The organism is Pantoea sp. UBA5923 (genome assembly GCF_002431095.1).
In the GTDB taxonomy this organism is placed as follows: Bacteria; Pseudomonadota; Gammaproteobacteria; order Enterobacterales; family Enterobacteriaceae; genus Pantoea; species Pantoea piersonii.
Genome location: NZ_DJDN01000010.1, coordinates 205,169 through 229,130 on the forward strand (window position 1 = coordinate 205,169; position 23,962 = coordinate 229,130).

Below are 23,962 nucleotides of genomic sequence, written 5' to 3' on the forward strand. Positions count from 1 at the left end.
TGCTAAAACTCAAACTGATAGAGCAAATCAAGAGCCTGGTCCACACCGGACACGGCTTCCAAATAGAGTTTGGGCATCAGGCGATAACGCAAGGTTAACGTCGCCAGTGAATCAAATATGCCAACACCATATTTTACTTGTAGACCCGGCAGCACATAGCCGCTGACCTGCACCTGCTGGCTGTCGCCAACGCCGGCAGTATCAAGGGCAAGATTGCTGACGCCGAACGTCTCGCCGATTTTACCCACAACCTGCCCACTTTGTGCAACCCCCAGTCCAACTAAGGCAGAAGTTAATGCGTTGCTGTCACCGTCCGTTCCCAGTCCCTGGCCGCGCAGCAGATAGGAAAGCGCCTCCTGCTGCGACATCGCCGGATCGGAGAAGACTTCGACTTTCGGCTCGTCCGCCAGTCCGGTGACGCGCAGGCCAGCCGTCACGTCATCTTCTGTCGCCTCGGGATTACGGATCGCCTCAAGGTTGATATAGGGCTGATCCGGCGGGCCGGCGAACTGCAGCTCGCCTTTACGCACAATAAGATCCTGACCGTAGGCATGGAAGCGACCGGACGGGATATTGATCTGGCCGTTGAGGCCCAGCCCGGTTTTATCCTGCACTACTTTCAGATCGCCGTTAAGCTTCGCCTTCAGGCCAAAGGCGGACAGGCGAACATCGTTGCCGACGTGAATGACCAGATTGCTGTTAATCGGGATCGCAGCACTTTTCGGCTGAATCGGCTGCAGGTTTTTATCCAGCAGCACTTCGTCCGACGAGACGCCTGTAGCGCTCTCCGGCACTTCCTGCACCGTAATGCGCGCCCAGGGAATATCTACGCTGCCGTCCAGACTGAAAGCCGCTGGCGTTGCTTCGAAGACCAGGTCCGGCGAGACGTCCATGCGCACCATCGGCGGAACAGTGACCCGCACGCGGCTGCCCTGCGCGGCGATGCGCGCACGCCAGTTGTCAAGCTGGCTCCAGTCCGCATTGCCGTTGAGGTTGATATTGCCCTGCGCGGTCTGCACCAGTCCATTGAGCGTCGAGCTCATGCCGTTGAACACCATGTTCAGGTTAGCAGCGGTGAGATCGACCGGCATAAAGTTGCCGTCGACGTCGACGCCCTGCAAACCAAGCTGGCCGAAGATCTGCGGCTGCTTCACGCTGCCGCCGAGGCGCAGGCTGCTGTTCAGGTTGCCTTTGATCTTCTCGCCCTGCGCCAGCGCCGGATTGAGCATCGTCAGTGAGATATTGCGGATATTGACGTTGCCGCCCAGCGTACGACGGTTCTGCGGATCGCTGATCTGCACGTTGCCATCGAGCTGGCCGTTGTTGGCAATACGGATCAGCCAGTCAAGATCGGCGCGGCCGTTGCGCAGCGCCGCGTTGAGGTTCAGCGTGTTGAAGTCGATGGGCAGCGTATTGCCCTGCACATCCTGTCTGACCTTAACACCGTTGCCCTTCAGCGAGACGGTGCCGGTCGGCAGCGCGCCGTCCGCCGTCCAGTTTACGCGCGCGTCGCCGCTGAATACGCCTGCAAGCTGGGTGGCGTCAGGCAGGAACGGCTTGATCATCGCCAGGTCGAAGCGGTTGAGCGCGATATGCGCATGCCCGCTCGGGCCGGCTTCAACCGGCTCCGGCACGCAGAGCTGCGCGTTGGGGTTCTGCCAGCAGTGCGGGCCGATAGTGGCGGTCTGCTTCGCGTTCAGGTAGTCGATCGCCATCGCGCGCGTCAGTCGCCATTCGCCGACCGGCGTATCGAAGCGCGTGTCGTTAAGCGCCCCTTTCCAGCGCTGCTGCTGACGATCAAAGCTGCCGCTAAGCGCCAGCTGACCGGAAACCGGCTCGCCCTGCACCTGCAGCTTCAGCTGATGCTGTTTTTCATTGCCGTCGGCGTTGAGCGTCAGCAGGCTGATAGTAAGCGCATCCTGTTTCAGCTGCTCGACGCGCAGCTGCAGCTTACCGGCGATCTGATCGCTGGAGCGGACGTCGCCGTCCAGCGTTACGCGCCGGATCTGCAGCTGCTGCCAGCGCAGGCCGGTGGCGTTAAGATCGGCCAGCAGCTGCGGCGCCTGCAGGGTGCCGCGCGCCTTGATGGTGCCTTTAGCAACGCCGCCCAGTCCCGGCAGCGCGTTATCGAGATGGGGCGCGTCGATGGTGGCGTCAAGATTGAGCGCGTCGCCCAGCGAGCCTTTCACATCGAGATTATTGCGGCCCAGGGCGATTTTCACGCCCGGGATCTCCCACTGGTTATAGCTGTTGCCCTTCAGCGACCCTTCGGCGCTTACCGCGTTTTGCTTAACGTTGCCCTTCAACTGCAGCTGCGGCACGCTTACCTGCCAGCTGCCGCCGTAGAGGCTGCCGCGCGTGGCGATTTTGCCGTCCAGCTTCGCTGGCCAGTCAGGATACTGGCGCGCGGTGTCGATGCCGGAGAGCGTCAGCTCGCTGCGCCAGCTAATGGCTTTGCTCCAGTCCACCAGCGCCGTGAGATCGACGTTGCCCTGCAGCGCGCCGATGCGCAGCTTGTCGAGATTGAACTGCTCGACGTTGCCTTTGCCGTCCAGCGCCACGGTAGCGGGCGGCACGCTGTCGCCTTTCACCGCCGTACGCAGCGACATCACGTAGTCAGTGGCTTTGCCTTTAAACTGATAGTCGAGATTATCTGCCTGATACTGCACCGCGCCGGTCAGTGGCCAGCGCAGCTGCGGGCTGGTGAGATGCAGCGACAGCGGCAGGCCCGCCACCGCCAGCTGAGTGGCGGCGTCAAGCCGGGCCCGGACCGGACCGGAGAGGTTGAGGCCCAGCTTCAGCTCGTCGCGCATCGCGCCGCCCAGCTCAAGCTTGATCTTCTCTCCTTTCAGCGGATCGACGTTCGCAGTGCCGTTGAGCGTGAAATTTACCGGCCAGTTGTCCGCCAGCGTCGCTTCGCCGCTGCCGTTAAGCTGGCCAAGCGTCGAGTCGACGTCCAGCGTCTGCAGCTGCAGTCGGCGGTCGGCCGTTTTCGCCTTCAGCAGCAGGCGATTTACCGCAATGTCGGTATCGCCAGTCAGACGCAGCTGCTCGCCAAGGATCTCCTGCACGTCGATATCGAGCGGCAGACGAAAATCGGGCAGCTCCGGCAGCAGCGGTTTGGCAAACATCGCCTGCAGGGTTTCGCCCAGCGGCTTTTCGTCCGGCTGCGGTTTCTGCACTTTCGGCTGCACCACCTCTTCGCTGGCGACCTGCGCCGCTTTCGGCAGGGCCACCAGCAGACTCTGGATATGCGTCGGGTTGAGCGTCAGCGCGCGCCCCTGCCACTGCAGTCCGGTGGTGAAATCGAGCAGCGAAATGGCAGTGTCGTCGATTTTCACATTGATATTATGCAGGCCGAGATGACGCAGCGTAACGGGATAAGGCGTGCTGAGATCGCCGCTGCCGTTATCCTCTTCCTGCGGTGCCTCCTGCGCGGGGGCCATCTTTTTGCTGTCGACCACCACGCTGACATCTTTCAGCGCGATGTCGTTAACGCACACCGACGAGTGCAGCAGGCAGTTGAGATCGACCGCCAGATGAAAGGTGCCGGCGTCAACGCTGACGCCGGGCATTTCATAGCGCAGCCCACTAATGGTCAGGTTGCGCCAGCCGCCCTCTACCTGTTTGATCGATAAGCCCGGCACCCAGCGCGCCGCGCCGTTCAACACCAGATGCAAGCCAGGCGTCGTGCCGATTAAAAACGCCACGCCTCCCAGCAGCACTACCAGAAAAATCAGTATGCCGATCAGGACCTTTTTCCACAGCTTCATAGTTCAGGCCCCAGTCCGATATAAAATTGCAAACCATGCTCCTCGCTGTCGCCAATCGGCCGGGCAATATCCAGTTTGATCGGCCCGACCGGCGACGCCCAGCGCACGCCGAAGCCCGCGCCGGTTTTAAAATTGCTCTGTTTGATGTCGTTGACCGCTTCACCTGAGTCAATGAACGCCGCGCCCCACCATTTGCCGGTCACGTTGTACTGATACTCCAGCGAGCCGGTGGCGAGCTTCGAGGCGCCGGTCAGCTTACCGTCCTCGTCGCGCGGGGAAATATCTTTGTATTTGTAGCCGCGAATACTGCGATCGCCGCCCGCGAAGAAGCGCAGGTCAGGCGGCACCTTTTCAAAGTCGTTGGTTTCGATCCAGCCGAGATTGCCGCGCGCCACGAAGCGATGTTTATCCGCCAGCGTGCGGATCCAGACGTTCTGCGCCTGCAGGATCAGGAAGTCGACGTCTGAACCCCAGGTGGTGTCGGAGACATCCACCGAGTAGCGCTGCGAATCGCCCCATGTCGGCATCAGGCCGCCGCGTGAGCGGGTGCGGTTGAGGCTGACGCCCGGATAGAGCAGCATCGTGGTGTTGGTAACGCTGCCCTGGGTAAAATGATCGAGGCTCCATTTCAGGTTGATCGCCTTCTGCCAGCCGGAGCTGTTCTCCCAGTAACGCGATACGCCGAGCGTCGAGGTGTCAGCTTTGGTGTCGTTCAGATCAGTGCGCTTCAGGCCGCCGGAGAAGATGTAATACTGCTCCAGCGGGCTTTTCAGCAGCGGCACTTTGTAGCTGAGGTCGAGCTGCTGCTCTGGCGCGGAGAGATAGGCGTCCGCCGTCAGGCTGTGGCCGCGATCGTTGACCCAGGGCTTTTTCCAGCTGCCTTTCAGGCGCGGGCCGACGTCAGTCGAGTAGCCGATACCGGTTTCGATGGTGTTTTCGGTGCGTGGCGATACCACCGCGCTCAGCGGCAGCACTTTGGTTTTCCGCCCCTGCGCGAATTCCGGCGCGACCACCACCGAGTTAAACCAGCCCGTCGCCGAGAGACGACGGTTCAGCTCGGCGAGATCGCGCGAGCTGTAGTAGTCGCCTTTCTTAAAGGGAACCAGGTTTTTCAGATACTCTTCGCGGATCTGCGAGCCGGAGAAGCTGACGTCGCCGAAGCGATAGCGCTGGCCGCTGTCATAGTCGATATCCCAGAAGGCTTCGCGCCGTTCAACGGAAACGCCGAGCTGGCTCTTTTTAAAATCGCCGTCGAAATAGCCGTTGCGTAGCGCCAGGTTCGAAAAGCCGCTTTTGAATTTGTCATACTCGCCGTGGTTGAGCTGCCGCCCTTTTTTCGGCGTACCCTGTTTCACCCAGGCCCGATAGTCGGGATCGCGCAGCGCGTCGCCTTCGAGCACGATAGTGCTGCCAGCGATTTTTACCGGCTCGCCGGGTGTGACATGGGCAATAAGTACCGGTCGTCCGCCCTGCGGCGGCGCGGGACGCGATTCAAAATCGATGTCGGGCTCGTAGTAGCCGAGCGCCTTCAGCCCTTGCTGGATTGCCTCTGAAACGCGCGCGCGAAAACGGCCATCGTTCGACACCTCGTCGGCGCTGATGGTCGAGAGGCGAGCACGCACGTTTTTGTTGAGATCCCCGGTTAAGCCTTGCACTTCAAGGCGCACTTTCGCTGCCTCAGCGACTGGCGCGGCGGCCAACAGGCAGGTCATAAAACAGACGTGAATTCGTGGCACGCGTACTCCTGTTAATCATGCCGACCCCTATTCCGCGGGGCGTGATATATCCCTGATATAAGAACATCGCAGCGGCGCAGTCATCATCATAGCCGTATAAAGCGGCCTGCGGCGGCGAAAAACGGTTAACAAAGCCAAATAGCGCCCTATTGTCAGCAAATGGCCGGACCGATACAACCGCTGCGCAGCAGAAGCGCTCGCCACTCGGATTAATCTGAGCGAAACGGCGTCGCCGGGATCTCTGGCGGCGTTGAGGGCGCTGCTGCTATAATCAGCGGCGCAGGTTACGCCTGCTCTATTTCTGCCCCGGCGCTGCTCCGCACCGTCGATAAGGCGCAGACATTTTTGGCACGGATAGCCCAGACTACGAGGTGAGTACAATCGGTACGCCCTTTGCGTGCGCTGCCCAGGCCAAAAATGACAAGTGGATAACCTTTTGGATAACCTATGTTAGATAGCTTGCTTGTCATATTATTGCTGATCGTGATCAGCGCCTTTTTCTCTCTCTCGGAAATCTCGCTGGCCGCCGCCCGCAAGATCAAACTGAAACTGCTGGCCGATGAAGGCAATGTCAACGCGCAGCGCGTGCTGAAAATGCAGGAAACCCCCGGCACTTTCTTTACGGTGGTGCAGATCGGCCTGAACGCGGTCGCTATCCTCGGCGGTATTGTCGGCGACGCGGCGTTCTCGCCAGCCTTCCGCAGCCTCTTTAACCGCTTTATGGAGCCGGCGCTCGCCGATCAGCTCAGCTTTATCTGTTCCTTCGTTATCGTCACTAGCCTGTTTATTTTGTTCGCCGATCTGACGCCGAAGCGCGTCGGCATGATCGCGCCGGAAGTGGTGGCGCTGCGAATTATTAATCCGATGCGTTTCTGCCTGCTGGTGTTTAGCCCGCTGGTATGGCTGTTTAACGGCCTGGCAAACGTCTTCTTCCGCGTCTTTAAGCTGCCGATGGTGCGTAAAGACGACATTACCTCCGACGATATTTACGCGGTGGTGGAAGCGGGCGCGCTGGCAGGCGTGCTGCGTAAGCAGGAGCACGAGCTGATTGAAAACGTCTTTGAGCTGGAATCGCGCACCGTACCCTCCTCGATGACCTCACGCGAAAACGTGGTCTGGTTCGATCTGCGCGAAGACGAAACCATGCTGAAAAGCAAAATCGCTGAGCATCCGCACTCTAAATTTCTGGTGTGCGACGGCGATATCGACCATATCGTTGGCTATGTCGATTCTAAAGAGCTGCTGCTGCGCGTGCTGGGCAATCAGAGCATGGCGCTCAACAGCGGCGTGCAGATCCGCTCGGCGTTGATTGTGCCGGATACGCTGACGCTCTCTGAAGCGCTGGAAAGCTTTAAGACCGCCGGTGAAGACTTCGCGGTGATCATGAACGAATATGCGCTGGTGGTGGGCATTATCACCCTGAACGACGTGATGACGACGCTGATGGGCGATCTGGTCGGCCAGGGTCTGGAAGAGCAGATTGTGGCGCGCGACGAAAACTCCTGGCTGGTAGAGGGCGGCACGCCGATTGATGATGTAATGCGCGTGCTGCATATCGACGAGTTTCCGCAGTCGGGCAACTATGAAACCATCGGCGGCTTTATGATGTATATGCTGCGCAAAATCCCGAAACGCACCGATTTTGTGAAGTTCGCCGGGTTTAAGTTCGAAGTGGTGGATATCGACAGTTATCGTATCGATCAGCTGCTGGTGACGCGGATTGACGATCGTCCGCCGGTGCTGAATGTGGCGAAAACCACGGAAGCTGAAGAGTAGAAAATCAGAGGGCGCCGACGGCGCCCTTTTTTATCAGTTGAACTCCGCCTGAAGGCGCAGAACCTGACGGTTAATTTCGGACATCACGCTCAGGTGCTGGATGTCCTTTACGCGCGGGATCAACACTTTCCCTTTGTCGAATTCGAACGCGCCAACGTCCTTGATATACATCCTTCCTTTGAACAGCGTTTTTACATATTTCGCTATTTGCAGTGGATTATAGCGTTGGAAGATCTTCATGCTGTCTAACTCCTGTACATTTATAAATACGCTTCGCCGTTTCCAAGTTCGGTACGAGCCCATGAAGCGCAAAGTGCCGGTAAACTATAGAACACTCAGCTGGGATAATGTTCCGAAAACTGAACTTTTTTACTGAATTGACACATCATTACAGAATAGTCTGTTATCACGCTTTACCAACACAGTATAAATCCAAACTTGTTAAGAAATTGTGGCATGAATAACAAACCTGACACCTTAACAAGACAGGCGCATCATCCCTGCTTACTATTGCAGAAAAATGACCAACTGGTCCGATCACTAAGGAGACTCACAATGCGACTCGCCTGTGCCCTGTTTGCGCTGGTTTTATTACCCGGCGCGGTTTTCGCTCATAGCCTGAAAGAAGATCAGCGCGTGCCTGCAGTCGGCGTTGACGATAAAGGCGAGCTGCTTTACCAGCAGGATGACTTTAGCTACAAACGCTGGAACAGCGCGCAGCTGCCGGGCAAAGTGCGCGTTATTCAGCACATCGCCGGTCGCTCATCCGCTAAAGAGAAAAACGCCGCCGTAGTTGAAGCGATCAAAGCCGCGGCCTTCCCGCACGATCGCTACCAGACCACGACTATCGTTAACACCAATGATGCTATTCCCGGCACCGGCATGTTTGTGCGCAGCAGCATTGAGAGCAACAAAAAGCAGTACCCCTGGTCGCAGTTTATCGTCGACAGCAAAGGCAACGTAAAGCGTGCCTGGCAGCTTGAAGATGCCGGTTCGGCTATTGTGGTGCTGGATAAGAGCGGTCATGTCCGCTTTGTTAAAGACGGCGCGCTGACGCAGGAGGAAGTGACGCAGGTCATTACGCTGGTGCGCACGCTGCTTAAATCATGAATGAAAACGGGAGGCTTTCGCCTCCCTTATTGTTCAAAACAGCGACACGCGGAAACCGGGATTGAGAAAAGATTCACGCGGCGCGTAGTCCAGAGTTTTGCCTTGCCAGTCGTGGACGTGCGCGCCAGCAGCGACGGCGACGGCGTGCCCCGCGCCGGTATCCCAGATATTGGTCGGCCCGAAGCGGGGATAGAGCTGCGCTTTGCCCTCCGCCACCAGACAGAACTTCAGCGAAGAGCCGATGGCGACGGTCTGATGCTCGCCCAGCTGCTGCAGATACTCTTTCAGTTCATCATCGGCATGGGAACGGCTGACCACGACCAGCGGCGGTCGCGCCTCCTGCACGTGGATCGGCGTCTTATGGTCGCCCTCCTCTTTCCAGGCTTTCCCCTCTGCGGCGGAATAAAGCACGCCGAGCGCAGGCGCATATACCACGCCCATCACCGGTTTGCCCTGATCGATCAAGGCGATATTGACGGTAAACTCGCCGTTGCGCTTGATAAACTCTTTGGTGCCGTCGAGCGGGTCGACCAGCCAGTAGCGCTGCCACTGTTGCCGCTCGCTCCATGAAGGCGGATCCTCTTCCGACAGCACCGGCACTTCCGGCGTCAGCTGTTTCAGCCCCTGCAGAATAATATCGTGCGCGGCAATATCCGCAGCGGTCACCGGGGAGTCGTCGGCTTTGCGGGAAACGTCTACCGGCGTTTCCTTTTCATAAACCAGCATGATCGCGTTGCCCGCTTCGCGCGCCAGCTGGCAGATTTGCTCTAACATCTTTCACCTCCTCATCGGTGGCGACTGCACGACGTCATCGTGCGCCACATCGGTTAAATTTTAGCAGCTACTGCGCCGCCGCCCGGGCTTCCGGGCGCTTTTCTCTCAATATTTTAACAATATCAATACCATAGATTGCGCCTTGCCGCTATGCCGTACAGTAATCACCCTTTTCAACCTGTAAAACGTTAAACCCATCACGTATTCCTCTGACACATCATCATTCTTTTACATTAATTTGAGAGACTTACCCTTTTGCAGCAGGAGCACGCATGTTTAAACCCACTATCACCTTTCTGGCGCTGAGCCTTTCAGTCAGTCTGCACGCCGCCACCGTTGATCTACGTCTGCTGGAAACCACCGATCTGCACAGCAATATGATGGACTTCGACTACTACAAAGATACCCCCGACCGAGAAGTTCGGGCTGGTACGTACCGCGTCGCTAATCCATGCCGCGCGTCAGGAAGTGAAGAACAGCGTGCTGGTGGATAACGGCGATATTATTCAGGGCAGCCCGCTCGGTGACTATATGGCGGCGAAAGGGCTACAGCAGGGCGAAATCCATCCCGTTTATAAGGCGCTGAATACGCTGGATTACAGCGTCGGCAACCTTGGCAACCACGAGTTCAACTACGGATTGCCTTACCTGCGCAAGGCGCTGACGGGCGCGCGTTTTCCCTATGTGAACGCCAATATCATCGATCTTAAGACCAACCGACCCATGTTTACGCCCTGGCTGATTAAGCCTGTTCAGGTAACGGATCGCGACGGCAAGACCCAGCTGTTGAAGATCGGCTTTATCGGCTTCGTCCCGCCGCAGATTATGGTGTGGGATAAAGCCAACCTGCAGGGCAAAGTGCGCGTAGAGGACATCACCGAAACCGCGCGGCGCTATGTGCCGCAGATGCGCGCGCAGGGCGCGGATCTGGTGGTGGCTATTCCCCACTCCGGCCTCAGCAGCGAGCCTTACCATGCAATGGCGGAGAACTCGGTCTACTACCTGAGCCAGGTTAAAGGCATTGACGCTATTCTCTTTGGCCACGCCCATGCGGTTTTTCCCGGTAAAGATTTCGCCGCCATCAAAGGGGCCGATATTGAAAAAGGGACGCTGAACGGGGTTGCAGCGGTGATGCCCGGCATGTGGGGCGATCATCTCGGCGTTGTGGATCTGGTGCTGACCCATGAAGGCGGCCGCTGGCAGGTCAGCGACAGTCGAGCGGAAGCGCGCCCGATTTACGATGCGGTGCAGAAAAAGTCGCTGGCAGCGGAAGATCCGGCGCTGGTTAAAGTGCTGGCGGAGGATCACCGCGCCACGCGGGAGTTTGTGGCGAAACCGATCGGTAAGTCTGCCGACGTGATGTACAGCTACCTTTCGCTGGTACAGGACGATCCGACCGTACAGATCGTCAATAACGCGCAGCGCGCTTACGTAGAACATTTTATTCAGGGCGATCCCGATCTGGGTCGTTTGCCGGTGCTCTCCGCCGCCGCGCCGTTTAAAGCGGGCGGTCGCAAGAACGATCCCGCCAGCTATACCGAAGTAGAGAAAGGCGAACTGACCTTCCGTAACGCCGCCGATCTCTATCTCTATCCTAATACGCTGGTCGTCATGAAAGTGAGCGGCGCGCAGGTAAAAGAGTGGCTGGAGTGCTCCGCCGGTCAGTTTAACCAGATCGATCCGCAGCGCAGCAGCGCGCAGTCGCTGATCAACTGGGATTTCCGTACCTATAATTTCGACGTGATCGACGGCGTTAATTACCAGATCGATGTGACCCAACCGGCGCGCTACGACGGCGAATGCCAGCTCATCCATCCCGACGCTTCGCGTATTAAAAACCTCACCTGGCAGGGCAAGCCGGTCGATCCGCACGCCACCTTCCTGGTCGCCACCAATAACTATCGTGCCTACGGCGGCAAATTCGCAGGCACCGGAGATAAATTTATCGCCTTCGCCGCGCCCGATGAGAACCGCGCGGTCGTCGCGGCCTATATCAGCGCGGAGACCAAAAAACAGGGCGAAGTCAGCCCGCAGGCGGACAACAACTGGCGACTGGCGCCGATAAAGAGCACCACCCCGCTCGATATTCGTTTTGAGACCGCGCCGGGCGAGAAGGCAACCGCCTTTATCCGCAGCCATGCGCAGTACCCGATGCAGCCGCAGGGCAGCGACGAGATCGGTTTTGCTATATGGAAGCTAGATTTACAGCAGAAATAAGCGCGTAAAAAAGCCAGCCTGCAGGCTGGCTTCATCATTCTGATACGCTGCGCAATTGTCGGGCGTGCGCCTTGTTAACCGCGCAGGCGTAGCTTACAGAATTTCCAGCAGCTCAACTTCGAAGATCAGGGTGCTGAATGGCGGAATGGATGCGCCAGCGCCGCGCTCGCCGTAGGCAAGGTTGTGCGGAATCGTCAGTTCCCACTTCGAACCGACCGGCATCAGCGTCAGCGCTTCAATCCAGCCTGCAATCACGCCGGTCACCGGGAATTCTGCCGGTTCGCCGCGCGCGACCGAGCTGTCGAATACCGTACCGTCGATCAGTTTGCCCGTGTAGTGGACGCGCACGCGATCCTGACGTGACGGGATTGGACCGTCGCCCTGCTTGATCACGCTGAACTGCAGGCCCGATTCGGTGCTGTTAACGCCTTCGCGCTGCGCGTTTTCAGCCAGGAAAGTCTGGCCTTCAGCAGCCATCGCCTGCACACGCTCGCGACGCACGCCTTCAGCGCGCTCGTGCACTTCACGCAGCGCACGATGCACGACGTCAACCGGCACCGCCGGCGAATTCCCTTCCAGCGCGTCGCGCAGGCCCGCGAGCAGCGCTTCTGGCTGAAGTCCCTGCAGACCAGACTCCAGCAACTGCTGGCCAACCTGTAAACCAATTCCGTAACTTGCTTGTGATTCGACGCTGTCGAATGAAGGGGTCGTCATCTTGATACCTGTCTCTTTCGCTAATTTGAACCGGAAGCATATCAGCGCGGGCCGCTGGCGTAAAATCCCACGCCGCGCAGGTGACTTTTCGCGGTGAAACAGAAACAATACGCAGGTCATATTTCTAAAGGCTGGCAGGCACGTCGCGCCCGTATTGCCCATACTATAAATCTGGACGAGGGCAACTTTTCCAGAGCACTGAAAAGAAGAGAAGATACATGGGTCAAATCGCCCCACAACGCCGCAGGACGCGCGCGCCACGCACATTGCGCACATTGCGCCAACGCTTCGCCTGGCGGTCTGTTAAACCGCCGCGCGCCGCTGGCGATGAGGAGGATTCACGAATGGCTTCAGACGCGCCTTCCCGCTTGCCCGCCTGGATCGGTAAAATCTGGCACTATACGGATCACATCCGCTGGATGTCCCCACTGCCGCCTGCGCACCGGCGCGGCATCGTTATCGCCCTGCTGGTCATGCTGCTGGCGTTTTTATGGCCATCCAGCTCGCCGCAATACCCTGTCGAGCGCCCGCAGACGCAGAGCACTGAAAAAGAGGTGCCAATGCAGGCGGAGATTTACGACCAGAAAGCGCCGCAGCAGACTACGCAGCCGCCGAAAGCGGATTCTCAGGGTGAGTGGCACAACTACACCATCGCCTCAGGCCAGACGCTGGCGCAGCTGTTTCGCGACAATAATCTGCCGGTGGGCGACGTGTTCGCCATGGCGCGCGTAGAGGGCAACGATCAGCCGCTGAGCGCGCTGCAGAGCGGACAGCAGGTGAAGATTCGACAGAATGCGCAAGGCGTAGTGACGGGACTGACCGTGGACGGCGCTAACGGCCCGGTGCTCTTTACTCGCCAGCCGGACGGCACCTTTATCCGCGCGCAGTAAAAGGCCGGATTTACGAACGGGCCGCCTTTCCTGCCGCCCGATCGTCAGACACAAAAAAGCCGGCGCAAGGCCGGCTTTTTCGCATTACCGAGTAAAATTACTCAGCAACTACATTCACAACCAGTTTAGCGAAAACTTCGCTGTGAACCTGGAAGTCAACTTCATGCTCACCGGTGGTGCGCAGAACGCCGTTCGGCAGACGAACTTCGCTCTTAGCCACGTCAACGCCAGCTGCAGTTACAGCGTCAGCGATGTCGCGAGTACCGATAGAACCGAACAGTTTACCTTCGTCGCCTGATTTAGAGGCGATGGTCACTGAACCCAGTGCATTGATTTTCTCAGCGCGTGCGTTGGCAGCAGCCAGAACGTCAGCCAGTTTGGCTTCCAGTTCAGCGCGACGAGCTTCGAAATATTCAACGTTTTTCTTGGTAGCCGGGACAGCTTTGCCCTGCGGTACCAGGAAGTTGCGCGCGTAGCCCGCTTTAACGTTGACCTGATCACCCAGGCTGCCCAGGTTTGCTACTTTATCAAGCAGAATAACTTGCATTACCTTATCCTCTTAAAGTCGTTAATGGACAGTTGCCGATTACTGATGACGATCAGTGTACGGCAGCAGAGACAGGTAACGCGCGCGCTTGATAGCACGAGCCAGCTGACGCTGGTATTTTGCGCGAGTACCGGTGATACGGCTCGGTACGATCTTACCGCTTTCAGTGATGTAGTTTTTCAGCGTAGCGATATCTTTGTAGTCGATCTCTTGAACGCCTTCCGCGGTGAAACGGCAGAACTTGCGACGACGGAAATAACGTGCCATTTGGCTAGTCTCCAGAATCTATCAATTCAATCTGCTCGGCATGCAGCACCATTTTACTCTGTCCATTTCGCGCCTGATGGCAGCTAATGAAGCCTTCGAGGGTGAGCAGCGTGCCGACCGTTATATGTTGAGTAATCTCCTGATGAAGCGCGCCGCTGATAATCACGGGCATTCTGCACCAGGCTTGCCGGTGGAAACCGGCCTCTTCCTGCACTGAGCGGTGCTCAAGCACGAACTGACAGTGAGGAATTCCTGACGGGCTCACTTTTCGAACCGGCGTCTTGCACACGGTGCCAGACAGGCGCAGTCGATTGGCCGTCACGAATGATTACTCTTCAGAATCCCCAGCATCTGACTCGTCAGAGGTTTCGTTAGCGAAGTCTTCGCGGCGCTCACGACGCTCGTCTTTCGCTTTAACCATCGGAGATGCTTCGGTTACCGCGTGCTTAACGCGCATAACCATGCTGCGGATAACGGCGTCGTTGAAGCGGAAGTTCGTTTCCAGCTCGTCGATCACTTCCTGCGGCGCTTCAACGTTCAGCAGAACGTAGTGAGCTTTGTGCAGTTTGTTGATCGGGTAAGCCAGCTGACGGCGGCCCCAGTCTTCCAGACGGTGGATCTTGCCTTCTGCACCAGTGATAGCACCAGTGTAACGCTCGATCATGCCCGGAACCTGTTCGCTCTGGTCAGGATGGACCATAAATACGATTTCGTAATGACGCATCGAAATTGCTCCTTACGGATTATTCAGCCTCCTGTCAGGGTCAGCTGCGGCCCACGGAAGCAAGGAACGTTATAGGTCGTGAAACATTCTATGAATGTAACGCGCCCCTGAATGCAGCTGAAAAATTGACGCGTAATCATACTGACGCCGGACGCTAAACTCAAGCGCACATTTCATTAAATCGTCATTAAAGAGGCTTTATGTGCTAACGCCTTAAATTCATCGGGTTGCGCATCACTCCATCAGTTTTTCTGATAAAGGCGTTCAGCGCCACCGTCTGGCATCGGCGCTGGCGCGCACTAAACTTGATCATGACGCGGTGAGTTGCATTCGCGGCGTCGCAGAGTGTGTTCCCATCAGTGAGGAGTCGGGCATGAAAACGTTCGTCATCGCCACTTTACTGGGTCTCTTCCTGTCTCCACCCGCCCTTGCCAGCCAGACTGACTGTGCGCAGCAGATAAGAAGTAACAGCAGCAAAGCGGCTTCAGGCTATGTCTACGTCAATCGACTGGACGCGCCGGGCAATACGCACGCCAGCGCCACCACCAGCGCGGCGGAGCGATTGTCGAATCAGCTGTAATACCTGCAGGGCAACGGGCTGACGGGGTTCCGCCAGCCCGGCTGTGTTACAGATGCTGTTTAAAGAAATCTGTCAGCGCGCGCAGCGCGAAAGGGGTAATTTTATGACCAATTCCCTTTTCTGAAAGGAAGGTCATATTCTCCGCCTCGCCGCTGGCCCGCAGCGCCTCCACTAACCGCGCCGTTTCGGCGAAAGGCACCACGTCGTCCGCTTCGCCATGCCACAGCAGCAGCGGCCGGTTCGCCAGCGCCTCTAGCTTTTCGCAGGGATCGTAAGCTGCCAGCGGTGCCATAAGCCGATCGAACTGCGCCTGCTCCTCTGGCGTGTTCACCTGCAACGGCGGAAAGAGCGACCGGCTCAGCTGCATAAAGTAGCCGGAGCCCATCAGGCAGGCGACGCTGCGGATCTGCGGATAGCGCGCCATCGCGCCCAGCGCGGTCATGCCTCCCAGCGACGCGCCCGCCACGCCGAAGCGGTCGCCGTCAATCAGGCCAGCGGCACGCAGTGCGTTTTCCAGCTGCGGCATCTCGTCAATATTACGCTGCAGGATCTGCCAGAAACGGGCGAGCCGTACGGCGTCGTTGCCATTATCCCGCGCGCCATGCAGGTCGGCGTCAGGCATCACGGCGCGGAATCCCGCCTGCGCCAGCGCCACGGCCAGATAAGCGTAAACCTCTTTAGACGAGGTGAACCCATGGTAAAGCAGCACCGTCGGCAGCGCCGCGTCGCGCTGGCCCGCTGGCGCGGCGTGCAGCACCTGAATGCCCGCCAGCCGTTCTGTATTCAGTTCAATCATGCTCGCCCCGCTGTGGATGTCGACTCCGCTGAGTTTACGTGCCTCAACCTTAATCTGCGAACAACTTCACAAATCCTTTACAAGATTTAGGGGGTAAACCTTTTGCTGCCGATGCCGTTAATCGTATATCCCCCAAATCCCATCCAAAGGTATCTTATGAAGCGTCTCTCTCTCAGCACCATGAGTCTTGGAGTTAAGCTGTCTGTACTGACGTCTCTCAGCGTCGCGCTGCTGCTGTTCGCCCTGACCCTGACCCAAAGTCACAACGCATCCCGTCAGCTGCAAAGCCTGGCCATGGACGACATGCACAATCAGGTGCAGGGCATCAGTGAAATGGCGACGATGTTTAACGCCACCCTCAGCGAAGAGGTCGACAACTATACCCAGCTGTTCACCAGCTTTTTGCCGCAGCGCTTTAGCCGCGACGAGAGCTCACGTATTCAGGTGGGGGAGTTCTCGACCCCAACCCTGCGCGCCGGGCTTAAAACCCTGAACCTCGATCAGGTCGCGGTCGACGACTTTTTACAGCGCACTACCGCCGTCTCCACCATCTTCGTGCGCGACGGCGACGACTTTTACCGTATCTCCACCTCGCTGAAAAAAGAGGACGGCAGCCGCGCCATCGGCACCCGTCTCGATCGCAGCAGCGCGGCGTGGAAAAGCGTGAGCCGTGGCGAGATCTATCGCGGGCTGGCGACGCTGTTCGGCCACCGCTACATCACGCAGTATCAGCCGGTTAAAGATGAGGGCGGCACCGTCATCGGCATCCTGTTCGTCGGCGTACAAATCGATAAGCAATACGCGCTGATGCGCGACAAAGTGCTGGCGCGCAAGCTGGGCGACAGCGGCCATTTCTACGTGCTGAACGGCGCGCCAGGCGCAGCGCAGGGGCAGTATCTCTTTGCCGCGCAAAATGAAGGCAAGCAGCCAGCCTGGGACGCCAGCGTGCAGCAGGCGCTGCTGAGCCAGCCGCAGGGCGTGCAGGAGGCGGAGCTGGATGGCGAAAGCAAGATGCTGGCATGGCAACAGCTTCCGGGCTGGAACTGGATCGTCGTAGGCGAAGTGAGCCGCGACACGCTGCTGGCCCCGATTACCCACAGCCGCAATCTGTTTATGCTGACCGGCCTGGCGCTGGTGCTGATTTTTGCGTTGGGCTTTGTGCTTTACAGCCGCCGCGCCATTACCCGACCGCTGCAGCAGGTGATCCACCTGGCTGAGCAGTACGCAGCGGGCAACCTGCGCGTGCATCTTGATACCCAACGCCATGATGAAGTCGGCCAGCTGATTAGCGCGATTAACGGCATCGGCGACGGGTTAGAGAAGATTGTTGGTCAGGTACGCGTTGCCGCGCAGGAGATCAGCGACGGCACCGATACCATCGCCGCCAGCAGCCTCAACATCAGCGAGCAGATTGGCCGCCAGGCGAGCAGCGTCGAAGAGACTTCAGCCAGCATGGAGCAGTTCGGCGCGACGGTAGAGCATACCGCCGATAACCTGCGTCAGGCGATGACGCTGGTAGCGGAAGCGAGCGGCCTGGTGACCCACGGCAGCCAGACGGTGAGCCGTTCAGTGAATACCATGTCGGCGATTCAGGTCTCTTCTAAGAGCATTGCTGATATTACGCACGTTATTGAATCCATCGCTTTCCAGACCAATATCCTGGCGCTTAACGCAGCGGTAGAAGCGGCGCGCGCGGGCGAACACGGACGCGGCTTCGCGGTAGTAGCGGCGGAAGTACGCGCGCTGGCACAGCGCAGCGCGCAGGCGGCGAAAGAGATCGACGGCCTGATTGCTACCTCGATCCGCAACGTCTCAGAAGGTCACCAGCTGTCGCAGCAGACCCATGACGCCATGACCCATATCGTGTCGCACATCGAACAGGTGCAGGCGCTGATGAGCGAAATCAACGTTGCGGCGCAGGAGCAGGCGGCGGGCATTGGGCAGGTCAACCTGGCGATGAATCAGATCAGTCAGGCGACCCATGAAAACAGCGAGCTGATGGCGCAGGCGGATGCTTCGGCGCAGAACCTGAGTCACAAAGGTCATCATCTGACGCAGTTAGTCAGCGTATTTCATCTGAAATCCTGACCCTCTTTTGAGACGGTGGCTTACACTTACTCCACCGTCCCTCTGGAGGAAACGTTATGCGTTACGCTTACTTACTGACAATGGCGCTGCTGTTAAGCGGCTGCTCGGCGATGAGAACCACGCCGCAACCGCCGCCTGCGCCCACTCACCAGGCGCAGGAGATCACGCGCGCGCAGAGCGCCGGTTTGCCAAGGCTCGGCAGCATCACCACGCAGGTACGCGGTTCGCCGGATGACGCGCAGCGTTCGCTGGCGGCGGAAGCCAATAAGCGCGGCGCGGTTTACTATCAGGTGATTATGCTGGACGACACGGTGACGCCGGGATTCTGGTACGGCACAGCGATCCTGTACGGCGCGTCACCCACCGCTGGCGCGCATCAGTAAGCGCTCAGCCACCAGGCTTTCCAGCGGACGGACGCCACGACTGTCGAGCCACTGCCGGCACCATGCATCCGCCAGCGGCGGTTCGGCATATTTCAGCAGCTGTGCGCCCGTGGCCAGCAGAAACAGGCGCTGGGCGGTGTCACGCGCCTGGCTCTCCTGCAGCCGGTTCAGGCGCAGTTTTAGCTGTCGCCAGCCAGCATCAAACAGACGATTGACGCCTCTGACCGCGTCGAACTCCTGATTCAACATCTCCATTACGCCCGGCTGCTTACGCAGCACGCGCAGTACGTCGAGGCACATCACGTTGCCCGATCCCTCCCAGATGCTGTTGACCGGCATATCGCGATAGAGACGCGGCAGTTCGCTCTCTTCGCAATAGCCGATTCCGCCCAGCACCTCCATCGCTTCAGCCACAAACGGCATGCCCGCCTTGCAGACGGCGTATTTTGCCGCCGGTGTGAAGAGCCGCGCGAACACCCCTTCCAGCGGCTGCGCCGGTTGCGACCAGGCGCGCGCCAGCCGCATCAGCAGCGCCGTTTGTCCCTCAAGCTGCAGCGCCTGCGCCGCTAATACCTGACGCATCAGCGGCTGATCCACCAGATTTTTACCCATAACCTGACGCTGGTGCGCATGGTAAAGCGCGACGGAGAAGGCGCGACGCATCTGACCATGGCTGCCGAGCGCACAGTCGAAGCGGGTCATGCCGCCCATTTTGAGTATCATGCGCACGCCGTCGCCCTCTTCCCCCAGCAGCCAGCCGGTAGCGTCCTGAAATTCCGCTTCGCTGCTGGCGTTGGCGCGGTTGCCCAGCTTATCTTTTAGCCGTTCAAGACGAATGGCGTTGCGCGTGCCGTCCGGCAGCAGACGCGGCAGGAAAAAGCAGCTTAACCCATTGCCGCTTTGCGCAAGGATCAGGTGCGCGTCGCTCTGCGGGACGGAAAAGAACCATTTATGGCCGGTGATGCGCCAGAGCGAGCCGGGCGCGCGATCCGCCAGCGGCTCCGCGCGCGTGGTGTTGGTGGTGACGTCGCTGCCGCCCTGCTTTTCCGTCATGCCCATGCCGATCAGCAAACCGCGCTTCTGGTCGCCCGGCAGCGCGTGGGTGTCGTAGCGATCGCTGAGCAGCGGGTCGCGCCAGTCGCTAAAGGCGTCGGGCAGCCAGCGTTGCAATAGCGGTATGGCGGCGTGCGTCATGGTCGCCGGACAGAGCGTGCCCGCCTCGACCTGAGCGTGAAGGATAAAGCGCGCGGCGCGCGCCACCATGGCGCGATCGAGCACGTCGGGCTGCCAGCTGAGGTTGTGCAGACGACTGGCGCAGACGCCCTGCATCAGCAGGTGCCAGGCGGGATGAAAACGCACCTCGTCGATGCGTACGCCGCGCGCGTCGTAGCGTAGCAGCTCCGGCGGCGCGGCGTTAGCCAGCCGCCCCAGCTCCAGCGACTCGGCGCCCCCAAGCTGCGCGCCTACCGACGCCAGCCACTCGCGATCCCACTCCGCACCTTCGCGCGCCAGCGCTTCGCGCAGCGGCGTGTCGGAGAGAAAGAGATTGCTGTTGCTAAGGGGCTGCGGCTGATTAAAAACGGTGTGGGTTGTCCAGGTCATAACCACTCCTCGCAATGCGTGTCCCGATAAGTATGGGAGAGCGCCGCGTGGTTATGCCTGGATCTGAAAAGTTTTGCGGCGGCGATCACGCCCCGCGCTGGCGTACCGCTTCGAACAGGCAGACGCCGGTCGCGACAGAGACGTTAAGCGATGAAACGCTGCCCGCCATCGGGATGCTGATCAGCTCGTCGCAGTGCTCGCGCGTCAGACGGCGCATGCCTTCGCCTTCTGCGCCCATCACCAGCGCCATCGGCCCGGTCATTTTGCTCTGATAGAGGGTATGATCCGCTTCGCCAGCGGTGCCCACTACCCAGATGTTGTATTCCTGCAGCAGACGCAGCGTGCGTGCCAGGTTGGTGACGCGAATCAGCGGCACGTTCTCCGCCGCGCCGCTGGCCACTTTCTTCGCGGTAGCGTTGAGCGAGGCGGAACGATCTTTTGGCACGATCACCGCATGCACGCCTGCGGCGTCGGCGCTGCGCAGGCAGGCGCCAAGGTTATGCGGATCGGTAACGCCATCCAGCACCAGCAGCAGCGGTTTCTCCAGGCTCGCCAGCAGATCCGGCAGATCCCCTTCCTGGTACTGACGGCCAGGCTTAATGCGCGCCACGATGCCCTGATGCACGCCGCCTTCAACCTGACCGTCCAGCCACTGGCGGTTCGCCAGCTGGATAACGATGCCCTGAGCTTCCAGCGCCGCCACCAACGGCTGCAGGCGACGATCGTCGCGGCCCTTGAGGATAAAGACTTCCTGGAAGCGCTGGGGATCGCGCTCCAGCAGCGCCTGTACGGCATGGATACCAAAAATAATTTCGCTCATCGATCTGCTCAGTTAAGAATTGAATGGACTTCAGCGGACGCTTTCTGCGCGGCAGAAAGCGTCCGTTAACGCATCAGGCCGAATCAGGCCTGCTTTTTCGCGGCGCGCTTCGCCTTTGTGGCGGCGGCGATTTTACGGGTTTTTTCCGACGGGGTTTTGCTTTTTTTCTCTTTCTTCCCTTTGTCTGCCGTCGACTTGCCGTCGCGGAAAGCCTCGTTCGGCTCGAAGTTGCCTTTTTTGCCTAACTGACGGCGACGCTTCGGCGGTGCTTTACCTTCACGCTTCGCCTTGTCGCGCGCGGTTTTACCCTCGCCGCGCGGCTGGCGCTGGCTCGAGATCAGCGCGAAGTCGATCTTGCGCTCGTCCAGATGCACCGCCTCGACCCGAACTTCAACCGCATCGCCCAGACGATAGGTGCGTCCGCCCGACTCACCGATCAGACGCTGCCCCACCGGATCGAAGCGGTAATAGTCGTTGTCCAGCGAGGAGACGTGCACCAGCCCGTCGATAAAGAGATCGTTCAGGCGCACAAAGAAGCCGAAGCCGGTCACGCTGGAGATCACGCCGTTAAAGGTGTTGCCGACCTGATCCTGCATAAAGTCGCATTTCAGCCAGTCGGCGACATCGCGCGTGGCCTCGTCAGCGCGGCGCTCCGTCATGGAACAGTGCTGACCCAGCTGCAGCATCTGCTGCATCTCATAGTGGTAGCCGCCGGTCGCCGTAGTGTTGCCTTTCACCTCGCCTTCGGCCTGCGCCAGAAGATATTTAATGGCGCGGTGCAGCAGCAGGTCGGGATAGCGGCGGATCGGCGAGGTAAAGTGCGCGTATGACTGCAGCGCCAGACCGAAGTGTCCACGGTTTTCCGGATCGTAGACCGCCTGCTTCATCGAGCGCAGCAGCATGGTCTGCAGCATTTCCGCATCCGGACGATCGGCGATCTGCGTCAGCAGCTCGGCGTAGTCGATCGGTTCCGGTTTAGTGCCGCCCGGCAGCGAAAGCCCCAGCTCGTTAAGTACGGTGCGGAAGCTGGTAATGCTGTCGTCGCTGGGACGATCGTGGTCGCGGAACAGCGCCGGCTCCTGATGCTTCTCGACAAAGCGCGCCGAGGCGATATTGGCGAGGATCATGCACTCTTCGATCAGCTTGTGCGCGTCGTTGCGTACGGTGCGCTCTACGCGTTCAATACGACGTTCCGCATTGAAAATAAATTTCGCTTCTTCGGTCTCAAACGAGATGCCGCCGCGCGACTCGCGCGCTTTTTCCAGCACCTTATACATGTTGTGCAGCTCTTCCAGCGGCTTCAGCAGCGGCGCGTACTGTTCGCGCAGCTCTGGGTTGCCCTGCAGGATATTCCACACTTTGGTGTAAGTCAGACGCGCGTGCGAGTTCATTACCGCTTCGTAGTGCTTGAAGCCGGTCAGCTTGCCTGCGGAGGAGATGGTCATCTCGCATACCATGCAGAGGCGATCGACCTGCGGATTCAGCGAGCATAGCCCGTTGGAAAGCACTTCCGGCAGCATGGGGACTACCTGCGACGGGAAATAGACGGAGGTGCCACGCTGCAGCGCTTCGTCATCCAGCGGCGTGCCGGGACGGACATAGTAGCTGACGTCGGCAATGGCAACCCACAGGCGCCAGCCGCCGCCGCGTTTTTTCTCGCAGTAGACCGCATCGTCAAAATCGCGCGCATCTTCGCCATCGATAGTGACCAGCGGCAGCTTACGCAGATCGATACGCCCTTTTTTCGCCTCTTCAGGCACCTCTTCGCTGAGCTTGCTGACCTGTTTCTCTACTTCAGGCGGCCAGCTGTGCGGAATTTCATGGGTGCGCAAGGCCATATCAACCGCGAGGCCGGTGCCCATATTGTCGCCGAGGATCTCCGCGACTTTACCAATGGCTTTGGTGCGGCGCGTTGGACGCTGCATCAGCTCGACTACCACGACCGAGCCCATACGCGCTTGCAGCGTCTCTTCCGGCGGAATAAGGATGTCAAAGCTGAGACGGCTGTCGTCCGGCACCACAAAGCCCGCGCCCGCGTCGGTGAAGTAACGGCCGACGATTTGGTTGTTGCGCGGCTCCAGCACGCGCACGACGCGCGCTTCGCGGCGTCCTTTGCGATCGGCGCCCAGCGGCTGCGCCAGAATAACGTCGCCGTGCATACACATTTTCATCTGCTCGGCGGAGAGATAGAGGTCATCCTTCTGGCCCTCTACGCGCAGAAAGCCGTAGCCGTCGCGGTGGCCGATAACCTTGCCGCGCAGCAGATCGAGCCTTTCCGGCAGCGCATAGCACTGGCGACGGGTAAAGACCAGCTGGCCGTCGCGCTCCATGGCGCGCAGACGACGGCGCAGCGCTTCCAGGTGCTCTTCGTCGGTGAGGTTCAGCTCCTGCGCCAGCTCGTCGCGGCTGGCAGGTTTTTCGCGTTTTTCCAGATGAGCCAGAATAAATTCACGGCTCGGAATGGGGTTTTCATATTTTTCAGCTTCTCTTTGCTGAAAAGGATCGTTTGACATAGCGGTTCCTCCGATGTCATTTCAGATTCATTGCCACCGGCGGTTCGGACAATAAAATTTGGTATAAGGGTTCATTCCCCTCGACTAAGTCTGCCAGCGTGTAGCTGTCCAGTTCCCGCAGAAACAGCTGTACCGCGTCGTTTAGCGCTTTTCTTAAGCGGCAGGCTGGCGTGATGGCGCAGGCAGCGCAGTCTACGAGCTGTAGCGGCTCCATTTTGCGCACCACATCACCGATGACGATATCATGCGGATCCATCCCAAGACGGATGCCGCCATTTTTGCCGCGCGTCGCAGCGATAAAACCCGCACGGCTGAGTTGATTAATGATTTTAACCATATGGTTGCGCGACACGCCGTAGGTCTCAGTGACTTCAGTAATATTCGTCATTCTGCCTTCCGGCAAACTGGCCATAAAAATTAAAGCCCGCAGACCATAATCGGTAAAACTTGTCAGCTGCACAATTACCTCAGTGAATCACCCATGGCGTGTTGATTAACTTCGTCCGCGTTGCGGTTGATTTTAATAGTAAACCGGCTTGCGGTTACTCTAGATGATAAACCAGAGTCGAACCCAGAGTGTGTTTTTTTCAGCCGAACGGCGATGTGATAAAGCGAAGGGATGATAAGCGGCTTGTTCAGCGGGGGAAACAGA

The 23,962-nt window shown here is 58.8% G+C and carries 20 protein-coding genes and 1 pseudogene; 7 read left to right on the forward strand and 14 right to left on the reverse strand.

The genetic code is table 11. The features are described from left to right. Positions 1-2: 2 nt before the first annotated feature. Together tamB and tamA are read right to left on the reverse strand one after the other, a co-directional pair. Positions 3-3,773 (reverse strand): autotransporter assembly complex protein TamB, encoded by a 3,771-nt coding sequence (tamB, locus tag B3797_RS02175; RefSeq protein WP_311790257.1) that lies wholly within the window; start codon positions 3,771-3,773, stop codon positions 3-5. Next, positions 3,770-5,485: an autotransporter assembly complex protein TamA gene (gene tamA / locus B3797_RS02180; RefSeq protein ID WP_311784527.1), complete on the reverse strand. Its 1,716-nt coding sequence runs from the start codon at positions 5,483-5,485 to the stop codon at positions 3,770-3,772. Before tamA ends, tamB begins: the two co-directional genes overlap by 4 nt. A 471-nt stretch (positions 5,486-5,956) precedes the next feature. On the opposite strand from tamA, the gene B3797_RS02185 reads away from it, so the two are divergent. After that, a complete protein-coding gene (locus B3797_RS02185) occupies positions 5,957-7,285 on the forward strand; it encodes a hemolysin family protein (RefSeq protein ID WP_311790258.1) in 1,329 nt (442 codons plus the stop codon). Between the two features lie 33 nt (positions 7,286-7,318). On the opposite strand, the gene B3797_RS02190 is transcribed toward B3797_RS02185, so the two are convergent. After that, the gene (locus B3797_RS02190; RefSeq protein WP_033754894.1) at positions 7,319-7,525 is read right to left on the reverse strand and encodes a DUF1107 domain-containing protein; all 207 of its coding nucleotides are present in this window, start codon (positions 7,523-7,525) and stop codon (positions 7,319-7,321) included. 315 nt (positions 7,526-7,840) lie between these two features. Between B3797_RS02190 and B3797_RS02195 the strand changes: the two genes are divergently transcribed. Further along, positions 7,841-8,395 (forward strand): YtfJ family protein, encoded by a 555-nt coding sequence (locus B3797_RS02195; protein ID WP_311784514.1) that lies wholly within the window; start codon positions 7,841-7,843, stop codon positions 8,393-8,395. Between the two features lie 33 nt (positions 8,396-8,428). On the opposite strand, the gene cysQ is transcribed toward B3797_RS02195, so the two are convergent. Further along, on the reverse strand, positions 8,429-9,169 hold the full coding sequence (gene cysQ / locus B3797_RS02200; protein WP_311790259.1) for a 3'(2'),5'-bisphosphate nucleotidase CysQ: 741 nt from the start codon (positions 9,167-9,169) through the stop codon (positions 8,429-8,431). A 272-nt stretch (positions 9,170-9,441) separates the two neighbouring features. On the opposite strand from cysQ, the pseudogene B3797_RS02205 reads away from it, so the two are divergent. Next, positions 9,442-11,386, forward strand: a pseudogene (locus B3797_RS02205) (bifunctional 2',3'-cyclic-nucleotide 2'-phosphodiesterase/3'-nucleotidase). A 93-nt stretch (positions 11,387-11,479) separates the two neighbouring features. On the opposite strand, the gene fklB reads toward B3797_RS02205, so the two are convergent. Further along, positions 11,480-12,100 carry an FKBP-type peptidyl-prolyl cis-trans isomerase gene (fklB, locus tag B3797_RS02210; protein ID WP_311784512.1) on the reverse strand — a complete coding sequence of 207 codons (621 nt, stop codon included), beginning with the start codon at positions 12,098-12,100 and terminating at the stop codon, positions 11,480-11,482. A gap of 218 nt (positions 12,101-12,318) precedes the next feature. Here fklB and B3797_RS02215 point away from each other — a divergent pair, with 218 nt between their 5' ends. Then, entirely contained in the window at positions 12,319-12,990 is a 672-nt protein-coding gene (locus tag B3797_RS02215) for an OapA family protein (protein ID WP_376751030.1), read from the forward strand. A gap of 97 nt (positions 12,991-13,087) precedes the next feature. On the opposite strand, the gene rplI is transcribed toward B3797_RS02215, so the two are convergent. The 4 genes from rplI to rpsF are packed head-to-tail and all read right to left on the reverse strand — an operon-like array spanning position 13,088 to position 14,528. After that, a complete protein-coding gene (rplI, locus tag B3797_RS02220) occupies positions 13,088-13,537 on the reverse strand; it encodes a 50S ribosomal protein L9 (RefSeq protein WP_120455007.1) in 450 nt (149 codons plus the stop codon). A gap of 39 nt (positions 13,538-13,576) precedes the next feature. Further along, entirely contained in the window at positions 13,577-13,804 is a 228-nt protein-coding gene (gene rpsR, locus B3797_RS02225; RefSeq protein ID WP_000135199.1) for a 30S ribosomal protein S18, read from the reverse strand. 4 nt (positions 13,805-13,808) lie between these two features. Then, positions 13,809-14,126, reverse strand: a complete 318-nt coding sequence (gene priB / locus B3797_RS02230; RefSeq protein ID WP_311790260.1) for a primosomal replication protein N — start codon at positions 14,124-14,126, stop codon at positions 13,809-13,811. A 6-nt stretch (positions 14,127-14,132) separates the two neighbouring features. Beyond that, positions 14,133-14,528: a 30S ribosomal protein S6 gene (gene rpsF, locus B3797_RS02235; protein ID WP_120455011.1), complete on the reverse strand. Its 396-nt coding sequence runs from the start codon at positions 14,526-14,528 to the stop codon at positions 14,133-14,135. 373 nt (positions 14,529-14,901) lie between these two features. On the opposite strand from rpsF, the gene B3797_RS02240 reads away from it, so the two are divergent. Further along, complete coding sequence (locus B3797_RS02240) at positions 14,902-15,108, forward strand: hypothetical protein (protein ID WP_120455013.1); 207 nt, start codon at positions 14,902-14,904, stop codon at positions 15,106-15,108. Between the two features lie 46 nt (positions 15,109-15,154). On the opposite strand, the gene yjfP is transcribed toward B3797_RS02240, so the two are convergent. Next, positions 15,155-15,904: an esterase gene (yjfP, locus tag B3797_RS02245; protein ID WP_311784510.1), complete on the reverse strand. Its 750-nt coding sequence runs from the start codon at positions 15,902-15,904 to the stop codon at positions 15,155-15,157. A gap of 156 nt (positions 15,905-16,060) precedes the next feature. Here yjfP and B3797_RS02250 point away from each other — a divergent pair, with 156 nt between their 5' ends. Both B3797_RS02250 and bsmA read left to right on the forward strand, forming a co-directional pair. Next, positions 16,061-17,992: a methyl-accepting chemotaxis protein gene (locus tag B3797_RS02250; protein WP_311790261.1), complete on the forward strand. Its 1,932-nt coding sequence runs from the start codon at positions 16,061-16,063 to the stop codon at positions 17,990-17,992. Positions 17,993-18,048: 56 nt separating this feature from the next. Next, complete coding sequence (bsmA, locus tag B3797_RS02255) at positions 18,049-18,375, forward strand: biofilm peroxide resistance protein BsmA (RefSeq protein WP_311784508.1); 327 nt, start codon at positions 18,049-18,051, stop codon at positions 18,373-18,375. Here the strand turns inward: bsmA and B3797_RS02260 are convergent. From B3797_RS02260 to nsrR, 4 genes are all read right to left on the reverse strand, one after another. Next, positions 18,349-19,977 (reverse strand): isovaleryl-CoA dehydrogenase, encoded by a 1,629-nt coding sequence (locus B3797_RS02260; RefSeq protein ID WP_311790262.1) that lies wholly within the window; start codon positions 19,975-19,977, stop codon positions 18,349-18,351. The two genes, bsmA and B3797_RS02260, sit on opposite strands and share 27 nt — an antisense overlap. A gap of 85 nt (positions 19,978-20,062) precedes the next feature. Then, the gene (gene rlmB, locus B3797_RS02265; protein ID WP_081140753.1) at positions 20,063-20,797 is read right to left on the reverse strand and encodes a 23S rRNA (guanosine(2251)-2'-O)-methyltransferase RlmB; all 735 of its coding nucleotides are present in this window, start codon (positions 20,795-20,797) and stop codon (positions 20,063-20,065) included. An 83-nt stretch (positions 20,798-20,880) separates the two neighbouring features. Beyond that, positions 20,881-23,310 (reverse strand): ribonuclease R, encoded by a 2,430-nt coding sequence (rnr, locus tag B3797_RS02270; RefSeq protein WP_311784506.1) that lies wholly within the window; start codon positions 23,308-23,310, stop codon positions 20,881-20,883. A 16-nt stretch (positions 23,311-23,326) separates the two neighbouring features. Further along, positions 23,327-23,770 carry a nitric oxide-sensing transcriptional repressor NsrR gene (gene nsrR, locus B3797_RS02275; RefSeq protein WP_311784505.1) on the reverse strand — a complete coding sequence of 148 codons (444 nt, stop codon included), beginning with the start codon at positions 23,768-23,770 and terminating at the stop codon, positions 23,327-23,329. Between the last annotated feature and the right edge of the window lie 192 nt (positions 23,771-23,962).